This is a genomic window from Mycobacterium sp. SMC-4, from assembly GCF_025263265.1.
Classification (GTDB): Bacteria; Actinomycetota; Actinomycetes; order Mycobacteriales; family Mycobacteriaceae; genus Mycobacterium.
In genome coordinates this window covers 4,313,865-4,329,783 of record NZ_CP079869.1, presented here as the reverse complement: position 1 = coordinate 4,329,783, position 15,919 = coordinate 4,313,865, and the positions used below count along the sequence as shown (strand labels likewise).

Sequence of the window (15,919 nt, the reverse complement as noted above, 5' to 3'; positions counted from 1 at the left end):
TAGGGCTCGTACAGCGTGCTCGCGTCCGTCAATGTTTCAGCCCTCTTATCGAGCCCTATCGGCCGCCTCGGCCAGTTTCTCGCGTGGAGATCTGCACGCAGCAGAGCGGACGTTGAGGACCTCGCGATTGTTTGCGGCATGCAAGATGTGCGAGGTTCGCCAGCCTCGCCATCCTCGCGAACCAACAGTCGACCCGTGCAACTTCGTTGGCGGGCGTTTTGATTTTCGTCCGTCGATAATCGGCTGTTTGTACCGGCGCAGGGGTCGTATTCATTCGGGGTGAATACGCCTTCACGCTGGTCGGCATGTAGCGCCGGGTATTGCTCTGTTCGCTTTTCACCTCTCCTGGACCAGCACGTGAGGTGCGTCCTTAATGCCTCCTGGGTTGGTCTGACCGGGTCGCGGGTTTGTTGCTTTGGTGGGCCACCAGCTGGCTTCGCGTAGGAGTGTGGCGATGGCGGGCACGGTGAGGGTGCGCACGAGGAAGGTGTCGAGCAGCAGCCCGAAGCCGATGATGAGGCCGGCTTGGATCATGATGGCGACTGAGCCGACCATGAGGCCGAACATGCTGGCGGCGAATATGAGGCCAGCGGAGGTGATGACGGCTCCGGTGTTTGCCACGGTGCGCAGGACGCCGACGCGGATGTTGGTTCCGGATTCTTCGCGGAGCCGTGAGACGAGCAGCATGTTGTAGTCGGCGCCGACGGCGACGAGGATGATGAACGCCAGCAGCGGTACGGGCCAGGCGATTTCGTGGCCCAGTCCCCATTGGAAGACTACGACGCCGATGCCGAGTGATGCGAGGTAGTTGAGCACGACGGTGCCTAGTAGGTAGAGCGGTGCTAGGAGTGCGCGCAGTAGTAGGACCAGGATGACGCCGACGATGATGATGGTGGCGATGGCTAGTTGTGCGAAGTCGGCCCAGAGGAGTCGTTGGATATCGGAGTTGACGGCGGGGAAGCCGGCTACGGACACGGTGGCGTCGGCGAGTGACGTGTTGGGTCGTGCGGTGTTGGCGGTGTCGGTGATGCGGCTGGCGAGGTCCATGGCTTCAACGCTGTATGGGTCGTGGCTGCTTTCGATCATGAACCGCGCTGTTTTGCCGTCCGGTGAGAGGAATTGTTCGGCGACGTCGGTGAATTGCCGGTTCTCGAATGCGTTGGCGGGCAGGTAGAAACCGCTCGAGGAGTCGGAGTCGGCCGCTGCGCGCGAGGAGTTCTGTAGTTGGGTGGCGATCTGGCTCATGCCGGACAGCATTTCGATGTTGCTGTCGGCGAGGGTGCGGACGCCGGTGGCGAGTGCTTGGGCGCCGGAGGCCAGCTGTCCGATTCCGTCCTGCAATCGGCGGAGATTTGTGGTCAGGTCGGCGGGGTCACCCAGGGCTCCGAATGCCTTGTCCAGTGAGGCGACTGCGTTCTGGACGTTGGCGAGGGTGCCACCAACGGTGGCATTGGTGGCGGGATCGTAGCGGTCCCCGAGGTCGGCGATTTGGTTGAAGAATCCGTTGTCGCGCAGAGTGACCAGGATCTGGACCTGGTTGCGGATTTGGGCGCATTGTGGGGTGGTGGCGCACCAGGGTGAGGTGTTGAGGGCGCCGACGAGTGGGTCGAGTTGAGTGATTGCGTTTTGGGCTTGGTTGGCCAGCGGTCGTAGTCCTGGGCCGGATTGGATGGCTTGGTCGACGGCGGGGGCAGTGGCGGAAAGTTGTTGCAGCAGCGGCCGGAATTGGTTGACCTGAGTTCCTGCGGATTGGGCTTGGGTGAGGATTCCGGCTAGTGGTGTGAAGGCGGTGCGCACGGTGCTGTCGAGTTGGGCGAGGCCGTCGGCGAGCTGGTCGGCGCCGTCGGTGAGTTTGGTGAGGTCGTCCTTGCGGGAGTTGCCCTCGGCGACGGCGCCGGCCATTTTGTCGCCGATCTGGCCGTTCTGCCAGGCCAGTTCTGCTTGGTCGAGGCGCTCTCCGGTGGGGCGGGTGACTCCGGAAACCTTGGTGACGCCGGGGATCTGGGAGACGCGGGAGGCCATCTCGTCAAGATCGGCCAGTCCTTTGCCGGTCCGCATGTCGGTCGGATTTTCCACGACGAGGAATTCGCTGATGACGACGTCTTTGCGGAAGTGGCGGTCCAGCAGGTGGTAGCCCAGGTTGCTGGCCGTGGTGTCTGGTTGGCCCTTGCGGTCGTCGTAGCTGATTTTGATGGTTGCTGCCGCTGCCGACAGGGCGAGCAAGATGACCAGGCTGACGATGAGTAGTGGCACGGGACGGCGGACCACGGCGACGGCGACGCTGTTCCAGTAGCGGCGGGTGCGATCGGGTTTGGGTTCACCGATGCCGCGTTTGGCGGCTAGCGACAGCACCGGTGGCAGCAGGGTTACGGTGGCCAGAAATCCGAACAGTACGGCGATGGCACACGCGGGGCCAAGGGCGGCGAAGACGCTGAGCCGCGCGAAGACCATGGCCAGGAACGCGAGTGCGACGGTGGCGGCGGAGGCGAGGATGACGCGCCCGATGCTGGCGGTGGCGTGGATGACGGCCTGATCGGCGGGTACTTGGGCGCGGCGCTGTTCGTGGTATCGGCTGATCAGAAATACGGTGTAGTCGGTTCCCGCGCCGAGCAGGATCGCAGTCATGAAGGCGACGGTGAACTGGGAGACGGGCATGCCCATCTCGCCGAGGGCGGACAGCACGCCGCGCCCGACTGCCAGGCTCAACCCGATTACTAGCAGCGGTAACAGCGCGGTGAACACCGACCGGTAGACGATCAGCAGGATCAGGGCGATCACGCCCGCGGTAGCGATTGAGATCAGCAGCAGGTCGTGCTCGGCGGATGCGATCATGTCGCTGAAGGTTGCCGGTGGTCCCGTCACTTGCACAGTCGTGGTCGAGCCGGTGAAGACCTCGGCGGCGATGTTGCGCACCGCGTTTACCGATTCGGCGGCCGTGGGGTCTCCGAGGGTGCCGGTGACACCTACGGGCAGGTACCAAGCTTTGCGGTCGGCGCTGACTGCCTGGGCTTCGGTAATCGGATCGGACAGTAGGTCCTGCACCAGCAGGACGTGGTTGCCTTCGCCCTGCAACCGGCGCACGAGTTCGCCGTAGCGCTGCCGTGCAGTCGGAGTCAAGCCATTGGGGTCTTCCATGGCGACGAACACCATGGTTTTTGAGCCTTCTTCGCCGAAAGCGGCGCTCATGCGGTCAACCGTCTGCAAGGACGGCGCATCGCGAGGGATGAGGTCCACCGACTGTTGGCGCACCACGGTTTCTAGCTGGGGGAACAGCAACGCGAGGACGACCGCGGCGCCTAGCCATACCCCGATGACCAGCGCTTTGTGTCGGAGGGTGAATCGGGCTAGCGCTGCCAACCGTTCGCTGTACTCGCGGGTTTCGGCCGGGTTGGGGGATCCGTTGTCCCGCTGGCCACGGCGCGTGGCCTGGCCTGGGGAATCTGCAGTGCCGTCGGTCACTGGGCCTCCACTAGTAGCGAATCGTAGCGATACTATCGGTATCGCTACGCTACCGCATGTAGTGCAAGTGGTGGCGGGGCCGTCGTCGCCAGGCCGCGCAAAGCGCGCGGCTGGCGAAGGGGCCGGCGACCGCTATCGAGTCGGGACCGGGCCGACGGTCGCAGTGGGCAGAGGAATGATCGAACACTCAGTGGGTTTCTGGAAGCCAGGGCTGACGCTGTAAGTCGACGACACTGGCCTTGGATGCCGTTCAGGGTCTTGCTGTTGCTGTTCTCGGACGTTGGTCGTCGGGCGCACGCACGGCCACATCGCGTAGCGGGGCCGCTAGCTCTAGGTTTGCGCTTCGGTTGTGGCCGACTGGCCCGTGTTCTGCAGCAGCACGTAATTGCCTAGGCTGCCCAGGAAACCTGCGCAGTGCTGAACGAGTTCATCTGTGGTGAATTCCAGTTCTCCGTCGAGTCGGCGGCGCAAGACTTCGAATAGCCCTCCCACGCCCAAGGTCGAAGCCAAATGGGCAACCCCCACGGCAGAGTCGGCGATGTCGAGGTGAAGTCTGGCTTCGCGCAAGACAAGGTCGGTGAAACCTGCCATTAGTTCGCTGCGTAGCTCTCGGAGCAGCGGCTCGGTTGCAGATTCCACGAACAGGATCCGACCCAGCCGCGGGTCGTTGTCGATCATGCCGACCAGCCTGCGGATTGGCGCGTACGCCAATACCTCCGGTGGCTCGCCGGCATCGGGGATCGCGTCGACTATCACCTCCTGGAAGGTGGCATAGAGCTGCTGGTAGACAGCCCGCAGGAGTGCGTCTCGGTCGGAGAAGTGCTGGTAGAAGTACCGTGACGTGACACCCGATTCAGCGCAGACGGCAGTCACAGTGGCGGCGGCAACGCCGCGCGTGCCGATCAACTCCGTTGCGGCCTCGATGAGACGGGTGCGCCGGTTCCGGTGACGCTCCTCGGCGGACATTCCGCTATACACCCGCGCCGAAACCACGTGGATAGCTTGCCATCTAATTCTGACAAGGCTTAGAGTCAGATTGACAGCGCGTCCTTGGCGAATGGGAGAACAACATGAGCGACGATTCGTCCACACGGCCCACCGCACGGGTCGTCCCGAAGCCCCGCCGTGTTCGATTCGATATGCCTGCTGGGACCAGTCGGCAGCACTTCGTTGATGGCGACTTGGTGATGAGCCACTTTGTGTCCACCTTGTCGGCCACGTTCCCCGAAGGCGAAGACTTCTTTATCCGGTCAGTCCGCGAGTACCGGGACCACATCAGCGACGCTGACCTCAAGGAGGCGGTCAAGGGGTTTATCGCACAAGAGGCCACCCACCGACACCAGCATCGGCTGCTCAACGATCGGCTTCAAGCAATGGGCTATCCCACCGAGGGGATCGATCGGCATGTCAAGAAGCTGGTTGGCCGACTTGAGAAGCGTTTTTCTCCCAAGATGCGCCTGGCTGTGACGGCCGCCCTCGAGCACTACACGGCGACATTCGCCGAGATCATTCTCACCAGCGACGAAGCTCAAGAACTGATCGGCGACACCGAAGTGCGGCCTATTCTGCTCTGGCACGCACTGGAAGAATGCGAGCATAAGGCCGTTGCTTTCGATGTCTACGAGACGGTCGGTGGAAGCGAACGCACCAGGGTCTGGGGGATGCGGATCGCCAGCCTCCTCTTGTTCAGCGAGTTGGTCATCCAGACCACCCGCTCTCTGGCTGGTGACCGTTCCGCCTACAACCCGGTGCGCTTGCTGCGCAGCCTTCGAGCCTTCCGTCATAACCCGCTATTCAGCCCAGCAGCAATTGCGCGCTTTCGCTCCTACACCCGCGCCGGATTTCATCCCGACGACTGGGACAGCGCAGAAATCCTCGAACGCTGGACCAAGGAACTCTTCGACGCCGATGGTGGCCAGCAAGTGCGTAGTGGCGTCTAGCTCGACCAGAGCCCGGCACAGTTCAAAGTCGGCCTTAACCGAAGAACACTTCATGGGCTCCGCTTCGCGCGCTGTGAAGTCAAGATCGGTTCTGACTACTGGCCGATCGATGGTGCTCGACCAACGTCGCGACCTACAGGAGGTTCCGGCCGAGGAACTCGGTGACGGCGCAGCCGAAGGCGTCGTTGTCGTCGCCGGCGATCATGTGTCCGGTGCCGGATACGTCGACGGTCTCGGCGTGGGGAACCAGTTGCTTGAACTCGTCGACGGTGGCTTGGGAGACCACGTCGGACAAGAGGCCCCTTACGAGAAGTGTTGGGGCATTGACCCGTCGGGCTCCGTCGATCAGCAGGTGGCTGATTGCGTCGAATTGCTCCGTTCCCGTGGTCGATTCGTCGCGGAGAAAGTCGAAGTTGGAGTGAATGAATGCCGGGTCCCACCGCCAGATCCAGCGGCCGTCGTGACGCTGCCGTAGCACCTTGCGCAGGCCGTCGACGTTGGCCGGGCGCGAGCGATGGGGGTTGTACGCGGCGATCACCTCTGCGGCGTCAGAGAGGGTGCTAAAGCCATCGGGATGTGCGGCCATGAACGTCACCACGCGACGGGCGCCCTGGAATTCAAGTCGCGGGGTGACGTCGACCAGGACGACCGCCGCCCACGACGCCCCGGATGTCAACAGATGCGTGCCGAGCACGGTCATGCCCCCAAGGGATGCACCTACGACCGCAGGGGCGGTATAGGCGCTGAAGTGCTCGCGCACGGCGAGAAGATCGGTCGCGAGTCGCTCGATGTCGTACCTGCCGGCTGGGTCCCAGTCGCTGTCGCCGTGACCGCGGGTGTCGTAGGCGACGACTGTGTATCCGCATGCGTGGAGGCGACGCGCTGAAGTGCTCCACGCGTGCCGGTTCTGGCCGCCGCCGTGCAGGAGCAGCACGACGGGACGGGCGTCATCGTGGCCGTAGCAGTCCGCAGCCAGGGCGATCCCGTCCTGGGTTCGGACCCGATGCTGCACGGCGGAGGTCATGACACCTTCCTGGCGAGATCGTCGTCCGCCCGAAGCGTGGGCCCGGCAGCAAGCGCCTTCATAGTGCGTTGCCCGCGGCGTTCACGATCGTGACCGTGCCCTGGGCTACGCAGACGGCTTTGTCGCCGTTGCTAATGTCGATGCGCGCCACTCCACTGCGCTTGCCCAGCGACACGATGTCGGTGACGGCGACACACACACCGGTGGACACGGGTCGCAGCAGGTTTAGCTTGAATTCGGTGGTGGCGACCCATGATCCGGCCGGAATGACGGGGTAGAACACGACTCCGAGACAGTGGTCGACCATCGCCGATAGACATCCGCCGTGCAGGGTGCCGAAGGGTGTGAGCAGTTCGGCACGGGTTTCCATCTCTGCCACCAGCCGACCGGCGGCGAGTTCGGTGTGCCGAAAGCTCAGAAACCTCGACAGTCCACCTGCTGTGTTCGGCGATCTGAGCAGCTGGTCGGCGATCTGCTCATCGAAGTGCGCGAATGTCACTGCCACCACCATGCCCCTTTCTCCTGTCCGGTCATGGGTCGATCACCGTTCGAGCCCGCGAATCGTTTGAGCATGTCGCCGAATGCGCCGAGGTCGCCGTGCGCGGCGGAGTGCTCGATATCGACGGCGATGAAGAACCTGGCCGCGCGGTGATGCACACGACGCGTCGTCGAGGAGGGGCACGGGCTAGACCGGTGTGGTCCAAGTGATGGGCAGCGATGTGTAGCCGCGGATCGGTCCGGACCGCAGCCGCCGCGCCGATTCAAGATCGACCTCCCAGTCGGGCACCTTGTCCAACAGAGCATCCAGAGCGATGCGGGCCTCCATCCGCGCCAGTGCCGCGCCCAGACAGAAGTGGATGCCGCGACCGAAGGCGACCTGGTGCTCACTGGTGCGCTCGATGTCGAACACGTCAGGATCGGGGAAGGCGCGCTCGTCGCGGTTGGCCGACCCGAACAGCAGCAGCACCTTCTCACCTTGACGCATGGTCGTGTCGTGCAGTGTGACGTCGCGGGTCAGGGTTCGTGAAAGTCCCTGTGCCGGTGAGTCGTAGCGCAGCAACTCCTCAACTGCCGGCCCCAATAGTGTTCGATCGGCGGCCAGGCGTCGGCGGGTCTGCCGATGCTGGGCCAGCACGACCGCGGAGTTCCCCAGCAGATTGGTGGTGGTCTCGTAGCCCGCGACGAGCAGCAGCGCGCAGAAGCCGAGGACTTCCTCGTCGGTCAGTCTGATCCCGTCGACTGTGGCGTTCGCCAACGCCGACATCATGTCCTCGCGGGGGGTTTGGCGGCGGTCGGCGAGGAAGTCGGTGAAGTAGGCGTAGATCGAGGTGGCGGCGGTCAGTGCGTCGGTGGTTTGTCCGTGGTTGACGTCGACCTGGACCAGTTGGCTCGACCACAATCGGAACTGATCACGATCGGTGGCGGGAATGCCCAGTAGATCGGCGATCACCGCGGCGGGCAGGATCGCGGCGAAGTCGGTCACGAAGTCCGCCGAACCAGAGCCCTCGTCGAGGCGCTCGAACAACTCCGCGGCCATCTGTGTGATGGCGCCCTGCAGCCCGGCCACCCGCCGGGGAGTGAACGCCCGGCTCACCAGGGCACGCAACTGGTCGTGGCGCGGAGGGTCCATCACGATCATCATCGGCAGGAACGAGCCGATGAAGTCCGATCCCGGTGGGGTGGGGAAGATGCCGTCCACCGAGGAGTACGTGCCGTGATCCAGTGCTGCGGCCTGGACGTCGGCGTGCCGGCTCAACACCCAGGTATGGGATTCCTCGGCGCGGTACACCGGAGCCGTGTCACGCAACGACCGATACGTCGGATAGGGGTCGTTGAGAATCGAGGCGTCGAACGGGTCGTAACGAATTTGCACCGAGACCACCAAGACCTCCGACCACCAAAGTAACGACGGTTTAGACTCGCAGTCTAAACCGGCCGAACGGGACAGGGGGGCAATGCGCAAGATTCCACGTCAGATCTCTGACCGGCTTCCCGCCGCGGCGGACTTGTTCGCCGAGAAGGGGCTCAACGACTCCAAGATCGAAGACGTCGCCGCGGTGACCGGTGTGCCGAAAGCGACGCTGTACTACTACTTCGCCGGTAAAGAGGACATCCTTGCTTTCCTGCTCGAAGACCTCCTCAAGGACATCTTCGATGCTGTGACCGCGATCGTGCACACCGGCGGCACCGGTGCCGAACGCCTCGAACTCGTGATCCGCGCACAACTGCGGGCAATGGCGCAGCGGCCAGCGGTATGCCGTGCACTCATCGGCGAATTGGGACGAGCGGCCCGCATGCCGGCTATCGCCGAGATGATCAATACCGCCTACCAACAACCCGTCGAAACCCTGCTCATCGAAGGGGCCCGCGACGGATCCCTCGTCGCTCAGCCCGATGCGCGATCGACGTCGATTGCGCTGTTCGGCGCGGTCACCATCAATGCACTCATGTACCTGGTCACCGATAACCACCTCGACGAGACGGTGGTCGCCAGCACCCTCAGCGCCGTCATGTTCGACGGGCTGCGCCCGCGCACAGGAGACCAGTCATGAGCACCTACGGCCTGTCGGTTCTCGGCGCGGATCTGAAGTCACTGGCCCAGACCGCCCAGGCCGCTGATGCGGCCGGGTTCGACGCCGTATGGGCCTCGGAGTTCTATTCTCGGTCCGGATCGATCTCCATGGCCGCGATGGCCAACAGCACCCAGAACTGTCGGATCGGTTCCTCCATTCTCTACGGCGTCGGCCGAAGCCCCCTGGTGCTGGCCACCGAGGCGCGCGACCTCGACGAACTCTCCAACGGACGACTGGTACTCGGCATCGGCAACGGCACCAAACGGATGATGGGCGACTGGCACGGCGTGCCCGACACCTCCGCACCCGCCCTGCGGATGGAAGAACTCGTGATGCTGCTGCGCCGGATATGGAACCTGCATGAAGGCCCGATCCATCACGAGGGCCGTTTCTACAGAATGAATCTCACCCCGACCGGCGACGTGGGACCCTCCAGCAGGCCGATCCCGATCGTCACTGCCGGTGTCCGGCCCCGGATGTGCGAGGCGGCCGGGCGGGTGGCCGACGGCCTAGCCGGACATCCGCTGTTCACAACCACCTACGTCGAAGAGGTCGTCCGGCCCGCTATCGCCAGGGGCGCCGCGCACACCGGCCGCGACCCCAATGACGTGGAAATCATTTCCATGGTGATGTGCGCCATCCACGACGACGCCGAGGTCGCCAGGCGCGAACTGGCGCAGCAGATTGCGTTCTACTCCTCGGTCAAATCCTACGAGACGGTACTCGATGTGAACGGCTTCGCCAGCGAAGGCCGAGCCATCCGGCAAGCATTCGCCCAGCGCGATTTCCCGGCGATGTTCGCCGCTGTGTCCGAGGAGATGATCGACGCCATGGGTGTCGCCGGGACGGCGCACGAGGTCCGTGAACAATTGAGACGGTACAACGGCGTCCTCGACCACATCATGCTGTATTCACCATCGGTCGGCATCACTGCCGAACGCGTGCAACAAAACCTCGACAGCATCATCCGGGAATGCTCGCCCGCCTCGATGTCGCCAGGGCGGTCCTGTCCACGTTCAACCTGATCCACGTATTGCCGCCCAAGTCGACCCGTCGCAGTGTCCGCGGCCGGATTAGTGGGTCTGCCGCGCCGACCCCGCCGATGATTGCCTGACGCTGTTGACGATGTTGGCGTCGTCGGTGTCGGGGAGGTCATGGCGGACCACGCGTACCCGTCCTTGAGGTAGACAGGCCATGTAGCCGTGGCGCATGCCATAGAGCTCCCACGCTGTCTGTTCAGCGTCGGGATCGACATCGATGCGATGTCCGCGCGAGAAGCTCAGGTGTAGCCCTCCATCGTCGCTGGACCAGGCCTGGGTGCACAGTGCGCCGGCGAGGTTCAGCAGCGGGCGTTCGTGGGTCGCGATCCTGAGGGGGTCAATACGCACCGCCTCGATGGGGTAGGTGCCGACGGCAGGAAGCGTCAATAGTAGGGGGCAGGAGATGACGATTTCGTTGTAATCATCGAAATCCAGAACCAGGCCGCCGTGCAGCGAGAGGCGTTGTACGACAAGGTTTTCGATCCATTGGGTGTACATGGCAGTCTCTTTTCGACGCATCGTTGAGCCGTATCCCCAAAGAGTACGCCAAGTATCGCTGCGATACCAGCAGTATCGTTACCGGTAGACGGCTGGCCTAGCAGCGCTGGTCACGACGCGCCTGGTGGCTCGGTCAATGCGGTCGCGGGTGTCGGCGGCTGTCGCGCGGTGGCCGCTGAAGGCCACGAGGTTGGCCAGCCAGATGTCGGAGATGATCCCAGCCACGTGCAGATCGGTAGGAGTGGGCTCGCCGCCCCTGAGCGTGCGGGCCAGCAGGATCTGGATCTCATCGGCCGCGCGGTCGAGTTCCGCGGCGGCGCGGGTATCTGCGACTGCGAAGGCCCGTGTCATGGCCGTCGTCAGCCATGGGTCGCGCTGCCAGCGGTCATGCAGATGTGCGGTGAGCCGTTCGAGCCGTTCCAGCGGTGTGCCCTCACCACTCGCCCAGTCCCCGGCCGAGTCGAGTCGACGGAACTCGCGCGTCAGCGCTGCCACCAGCAAGTGGGTTTTCGCCGGGAAATAGCGGTAAAGCGTGCCGACGGCGATGCCGACCCGCTCGGCAACTGTCCGCATCTGAACCGCCTCGTAACCACCCGCCGCGGCCACGACCAAAGCTGCATCAAGAATGGTCTCCCGGCGCCGTGCGGACGCGCGTGAACGCGACGCGTTAGCGGCTCGCTTCTCTGCAGCGACCGAGTTCGCTTCCGAAGGCGGGGTTTTCCCGTGGCTGCGCGCCTGAGGGACAGTCATGACGGCTCCGGGTCGAGGCCGCCGCGGCGCGAGAACTGCTCCAGAAGATCGCCGAAAGCGCTGACATCGCCGTGTGCGGCGAAGTGCTCAGGGCTGACGACAATGAACACTGCACTGGCGGTGAAGCGGGCGATCCCACCCTCACCCGTGCCTGTCGCCGTGACATGCAGCGCCCGCCCTTCACGAGAGACGATGTGGGCAGTAATCCGGTGGGTCTGATGCAGCGGCACCGGCCGCAAATATTCGACCGTCAGGGTGCGGGTCACCGCCGGGGTTCCGGCGATCCACAACGTGAAGCCCAGGACGTCATCACATGCCGCGGCCACTGCCCCGCCATGGGCCAGGCCCGGGGCCCCGATATGGCGCTCATCGAACGTCACATCGGTGTACACCGCGTCGCCGCTACGATGCACCACCAACCGCAGTCCGTGGGGGTTGTCCGGGCCGCAACCCATGCATGTCGTGGTGTGCGAGGGCAGCCGCTCGGGCGGCAACAGGCTTTCGGGCACCGTCACCCTCCAATACGATCGGTTTCGCTGCGCTACCGTTAGTACCACACTGCTAGACTGCCGTGACAGCATCGCGTGAAGATCGACCGCCGAGGTGAACGAGTGAGCGACAGTCAGGCAGTGCCCGTCCCTGACGACGACGTGGACCCTCGGCTCATCCGGTCACGCACCCGGCTGCTGGATGCTGCGGCAACGCTACTGAGCACCGGTGGGGTGGAAGCGGTCACTATCGATGCCGTCACCAAAGCATCCAAAGTGGCCCGAACCACGCTGTACCGCCACTTCCACAGTTCGTCGCATTTACTGGCAGCCACGTTCGAACGCCTACTTCCACAAGTGACCACTCCGGCACCGACCAGCGGACCCCTCCGTGAGCAGCTGATCGAATTGCTCAGCCGCCAAGCCGCCCTTTTCAACGACGCACCGCTGCATGTCACGACACTCGCGTGGCTCTCATTGGGGCCCACCGGCTCCAATGCCCAAGCGGAAGACCGCCACACATCCGGGGCGCTACGGACCCGAGTTGTCGATCAATATCGTCAACCATTTGACGCCGTACTCACCAGCCCAAAAGCTCAAGCCGAACTCAACGACTTCGACCAGGAACTGGCGCTTTGCCAACTCGTCGGACCACTCGCCTTCGCCCGAATGACCGGGCTTCGCACTATCACTCACAATGACTGCGCGAACATCGTCGATGACTTTCTCGCCGCCCACCGCAACACCGACAGCGACGCCATAAAATCGAACATCGCCACCAAGAAGACGGGCCGCCCGGCGCGCTCAGCTCGCTAGGCACAACGAAATCACAATGTCGAGCCGGCTGGTCTTCGGGCCCTTTTCGCCTCTCGCAAATCGCGTCGGTGATGGCATCGAAGGACCATTCGTCGCCATCATCGGCGAGGCCGTACGCTGGTTTCCGTTCCACAGCGAGGTGCGGAGACTCGCAGCAGGGTAGTGAGCTACCCGAAGTGCAGGTCACCCGCGGTTCGGCGTCTCAGACGCTTGAGGGCGCGCAACTGCTTGAACCCGTTTCTCGATTGCTTGACTTGTGGCGAGGAGGATTGACAAAGAACAACTTTGACGAGAGCAGGCGAATCGTGGCCTCGGCGGCATGGAGTGGTTACGACATCGCTGTTGCGAGTTAGCTCCGCCTTCGATGCGGCATTGATCTGCCGCGTTCGGTGACGTAATCGGTCCAGTCGCGGGCGGCGAGTTTGGCCCAGGCGGCTGCGTTCTTGGTGGTGATCGCGAGCAGTTCGGCCAGCACGGGTGCGGGCATGTCGCTGGCGAGCTGGAAGAGGGCGGCTTTGCGATGTTCGTAGGGTTTCACCCCGACCGCGACGAGCTGGGTGCGGATGTTCTCGGTGGACAGGTGGGTGCCGGGAAGTCGGCCGGGGAACAGCCAGCCCGTATGGGATGGGGTGTAGCGGCTTTCGCATTGCTGCTCCAGATGCTCGCGGATGAGGTCGTCGAGTAGGGGAGGCATTTGGATGGGGATGGCGGCGAAGACGACATGCACGGCGTGATCGTCGGAGATCGAGATTTGGCTTGATCGCAGGGCGACGATGCGCGAAAGAGGTTGGGCGAACAACAATGTGAGCAGTCCCGCGATGCGGGTTTTGCGGCGGATTGTGTCGTCGTGCAGCAGCCGCCCGACGGCGGCCCACCGCTGGGAATCCGAGACGGTTACCGAGGGAGGTGACCGTGGCGGATCGGTGACCCTCAGTGTGGTGTTGATGCGGGATTGGCGTAGCCAGACGAGGAAGGCGTACTCGGCAGTGAGCGGCCTCCGGTGGAGCGCCTGGTAGCGCTCCAGCATCTCCTGTGTCGCTGTCGCCGGAGTGGCGTCGTGGGTGTGCAGAAACGCCATGAACTGAATCGCCACGCGGACGCGACGACGGCAGGCATCGGTCATCGATCTCGTCAGCCGGTTCTCGTGGGAGGCCTTGCGCATCTGGCGCAGTACATGCCAATGCGCGAATCGGCGAACGATGGCGGCGTCTTCGGCCGGAAGCTCGGCTACAACGTCCTCGATCCAGGGCAGCATCCGTTCGACGCGGATGTCGATCGGGCCCAGAACGCCGACCGCGACCAGGAGGCTGCGCAAGTAATCGTGGGCTCGGTCCGAGGGAAGATCGCTGAAGGTGTCGTGGCTGATTTCACGCGTTCCGCAGGCCATGTCGCGAAGGAGCTGCGGGCCGGTACCGGGCTTCTTTCGCAGCCACCAGAGCACCGTCTGTGGGCGGTCGGCGTTGATCAGTTCGTCGAACACGGGCCGTAGTCGGTGATGAATCGTGCCGCTGATCGGGTCGGTGAGCAGCTCGGTGAGGCGCTCGCGTAGGAAGCAGCGGGCGCATCGGTAGAACCCGTAGGGGTGTTCTTCGCGGCCGCATTCGCTGCAGGTGAAGATCGATGCGACACCGGCGCAGGAGGCGCACACGATGGCATCGTCGAGCTGCCACGCCAGTGGCCGCACGGTCTCACACCGCGGGCATTTCTCGGGGTGATAGTGCCGTCTGCGACGGCATGCGACACAGATGCGACGCCCGTGCGTCAGTGGGGTTAGCCGGATGGTGCTTGCACACTCCCAGCAGGCCCGCTGAGTCACTGGTTGTCGTGGGGGCGGCGGATGGTGGCGCGGATGGGTCGCAGGTCGCCGATGCCGGGTCCGCTGTCGTTGACCGCGGGCGCCTCACGGACTTGTTCGGCGACGAGCTCGAGCAGGTCGTTGGGCGTGCACGACAAGATGTCGCAGAGGGCGGCGAGCAGGTCGAGATTGATGCGCTGCGGGGGCTTGGTCGCGATCCGGTGCACCATCTGTCGGGAGATCTCCACGCCACGCTCGTGCAGCGGTGCGACAAGGTCGGTGGTGGCGAACATTCCGTTCTGGGCCATCAGCTGACGCAGGTTCCACCGCAGCACGGTCCTAGTGCTCATCTCCGCCTTCACCTGTCGTCGTGGATGATCCGTAGACGCGGCGCAGCGCCGCCTGCAGTGTTTTGGTCTTGAAGTCGTCGGACACCGAGGTATAGATCGCGGTGGTCGAGGCATACGAGTGCCCCACCTGTTCGGTGACGAACCGCTCCGGATAACCGAACTCGATCAGATGGGTGACATAGGAGTGCCGCAGGCAGTGCAAGGTGAGCTCGGCAGGCAGTCCCGCTTGCACCCGTGCGACGGCGAATCGCCTATCCATGGTCTTGGTCGCCACGCGCCGTCGACGCTCGGTCAGCCAGAGCTCTTGACGGTTCCCGGGGCTGAGGAGTGGGCGGCCGTGGTCGACCCATTGGCGCAGTCCGTCGATCACCCAGTCGAACTCCGGAACGGCGAGCACGGTGCGACGCCTGGGAGAGCTGCCGCGACGTGATTTGGCGTAGCGAACGTGGACGGCGCCGAACGTGCCCCAGGCCGGCATCCGCGAGTTCGGACGCAGGTCGGCGAGATCGAGATAGCACAGCTCGCGGCGGCGTAAACCGAAGGCGTAGGCCGTCTTGATCATCTGTGCGTCGCGCAGCGCCGCGAACGCGCCTTTGTTCCTGGACCGAGCGAGAACATCGACGCGATCATCGAGGAAATCGAACAATGTTTCCAGTTCGTCGTAGGTGAACGGGCGACGCGCGGGCTTGCCCTCGTAGTCGACCAGATGCGCGGCGGTGTTGTAGTCGTGACAGACCTGCGATGGGATCCGTCCGAACCTGTTCTCGCATTGCGCGATCCAACCGTAGCGGCTATCGAGTAGGTAGTCGCAGAACATCCGCAACGACATGTGATAGCCGCGAATGGTCGACGGTGCTTTGCGTTCCGGGCCCGACATCAAAGCGGCCGTGAAGTCTTCGACATCGCCGGCAGTCCAGTCCCACGGAGGCGCCCCGGCGAACTCTGCGAACCGCCGCACCAACGCCAGCCGCGGCTCGATCGTGGCCTCAGCAGCGAGTAGCCGAGACGCCTGTTGACGACCCCACCCAGACAGCATCGCTTCGAAGACTGCGCTGGCCTCGTCCAGGTGAACCACGCCCGAGGCAAGAACCAAGTGCGCCGACCCCGGAACGCTCACAAGAGAACCTCCATCTATCGTCAACTTAGAGTTGTCAATGACAACCGCAAGTTACCACACCTGCGAGCG

General features: G+C 63.8%; 16 protein-coding genes. 4 read left to right on the top strand and 12 right to left on the bottom strand.

Features of this window, described 5'->3' with window-relative positions; translation table 11 throughout:
- Positions 1–336 precede the first annotated feature (336 nt).
- A complete protein-coding gene (locus KXD98_RS20550) occupies positions 337–3,459 on the bottom strand; it encodes an RND family transporter (RefSeq protein ID WP_011856887.1) in 3,123 nt (1,040 codons plus the stop codon).
- Positions 3,460–3,789: 330 nt separating this feature from the next.
- Positions 3,790–4,425, bottom strand: coding sequence for a TetR/AcrR family transcriptional regulator (locus KXD98_RS20545; RefSeq protein ID WP_011856886.1), 636 nt, complete (start codon positions 4,423–4,425; stop codon positions 3,790–3,792).
- A 104-nt stretch (positions 4,426–4,529) separates the two neighbouring features.
- On the opposite strand from KXD98_RS20545, the gene KXD98_RS20540 reads away from it, so the two are divergent.
- Positions 4,530–5,399 (top strand): metal-dependent hydrolase, encoded by an 870-nt coding sequence (locus KXD98_RS20540; RefSeq protein ID WP_011856885.1) that lies wholly within the window; start codon positions 4,530–4,532, stop codon positions 5,397–5,399.
- Between the two features lie 133 nt (positions 5,400–5,532).
- Here the strand turns inward: KXD98_RS20540 and KXD98_RS20535 are convergent, their stop codons facing one another.
- The 4 genes from KXD98_RS20535 to KXD98_RS20520 are packed head-to-tail and all read right to left on the bottom strand — an operon-like array spanning position 5,533 to position 8,305.
- Complete coding sequence (locus tag KXD98_RS20535) at positions 5,533–6,423, bottom strand: alpha/beta fold hydrolase (RefSeq protein ID WP_011856884.1); 891 nt, start codon at positions 6,421–6,423, stop codon at positions 5,533–5,535.
- A gap of 58 nt (positions 6,424–6,481) precedes the next feature.
- Positions 6,482–6,934 carry a PaaI family thioesterase gene (locus KXD98_RS20530; RefSeq protein WP_011856883.1) on the bottom strand — a complete coding sequence of 151 codons (453 nt, stop codon included), beginning with the start codon at positions 6,932–6,934 and terminating at the stop codon, positions 6,482–6,484.
- Positions 6,919–7,080 carry a hypothetical protein gene (locus KXD98_RS20525; RefSeq protein WP_156442342.1) on the bottom strand — a complete coding sequence of 54 codons (162 nt, stop codon included), beginning with the start codon at positions 7,078–7,080 and terminating at the stop codon, positions 6,919–6,921. The genes KXD98_RS20530 and KXD98_RS20525 overlap by 16 nt, the downstream gene beginning before the upstream one ends.
- 28 nt (positions 7,081–7,108) lie before the next feature.
- Complete coding sequence (locus KXD98_RS20520) at positions 7,109–8,305, bottom strand: cytochrome P450 (RefSeq protein ID WP_011856882.1); 1,197 nt, start codon at positions 8,303–8,305, stop codon at positions 7,109–7,111.
- A gap of 73 nt (positions 8,306–8,378) precedes the next feature.
- Here KXD98_RS20520 and KXD98_RS20515 point away from each other — a divergent pair, with 73 nt between their 5' ends.
- A complete protein-coding gene (locus tag KXD98_RS20515) occupies positions 8,379–8,975 on the top strand; it encodes a TetR/AcrR family transcriptional regulator (RefSeq protein ID WP_011856881.1) in 597 nt (198 codons plus the stop codon).
- On the top strand, positions 8,972–10,021 hold the full coding sequence (locus tag KXD98_RS20510) for an LLM class flavin-dependent oxidoreductase (RefSeq protein ID WP_011856880.1): 1,050 nt from the start codon (positions 8,972–8,974) through the stop codon (positions 10,019–10,021). Before KXD98_RS20515 ends, KXD98_RS20510 begins: the two co-directional genes overlap by 4 nt.
- A gap of 48 nt (positions 10,022–10,069) precedes the next feature.
- Here the strand turns inward: KXD98_RS20510 and KXD98_RS20505 are convergent, their stop codons facing one another.
- The 3 genes from KXD98_RS20505 to KXD98_RS20495 all read right to left on the bottom strand — a co-directional run bounded on the left by KXD98_RS20505 (position 10,070) and on the right by KXD98_RS20495 (position 11,793).
- Entirely contained in the window at positions 10,070–10,534 is a 465-nt protein-coding gene (locus KXD98_RS20505; protein WP_024449209.1) for a DUF6188 family protein, read from the bottom strand.
- Between the two features lie 78 nt (positions 10,535–10,612).
- Positions 10,613–11,284, bottom strand: coding sequence for a TetR family transcriptional regulator (locus KXD98_RS20500; RefSeq protein WP_011856878.1), 672 nt, complete (start codon positions 11,282–11,284; stop codon positions 10,613–10,615).
- On the bottom strand, positions 11,281–11,793 hold the full coding sequence (locus KXD98_RS20495) for a PaaI family thioesterase (protein ID WP_011856877.1): 513 nt from the start codon (positions 11,791–11,793) through the stop codon (positions 11,281–11,283). Before KXD98_RS20495 ends, KXD98_RS20500 begins: the two co-directional genes overlap by 4 nt.
- 102 nt (positions 11,794–11,895) lie before the next feature.
- Here KXD98_RS20495 and KXD98_RS20490 point away from each other — a divergent pair, with 102 nt between their 5' ends.
- Positions 11,896–12,588, top strand: a complete 693-nt coding sequence (locus tag KXD98_RS20490) for a TetR/AcrR family transcriptional regulator (protein WP_011856876.1) — start codon at positions 11,896–11,898, stop codon at positions 12,586–12,588.
- A gap of 349 nt (positions 12,589–12,937) precedes the next feature.
- Here KXD98_RS20490 and KXD98_RS20485 read toward each other — a convergent pair whose 3' ends face one another.
- From KXD98_RS20485 to KXD98_RS20475, 3 genes are all read right to left on the bottom strand, one after another.
- Positions 12,938–14,272: a hypothetical protein gene (locus KXD98_RS20485; RefSeq protein WP_011856875.1), complete on the bottom strand. Its 1,335-nt coding sequence runs from the start codon at positions 14,270–14,272 to the stop codon at positions 12,938–12,940.
- Positions 14,273–14,400: 128 nt separating this feature from the next.
- Positions 14,401–14,733, bottom strand: coding sequence for a helix-turn-helix transcriptional regulator (locus KXD98_RS20480; RefSeq protein WP_024449211.1), 333 nt, complete (start codon positions 14,731–14,733; stop codon positions 14,401–14,403).
- A complete protein-coding gene (locus KXD98_RS20475) occupies positions 14,723–15,850 on the bottom strand; it encodes a tyrosine-type recombinase/integrase (RefSeq protein ID WP_046363131.1) in 1,128 nt (375 codons plus the stop codon). The genes KXD98_RS20480 and KXD98_RS20475 overlap by 11 nt, the downstream gene beginning before the upstream one ends.
- Positions 15,851–15,919: the final 69 nt, after the last annotated feature.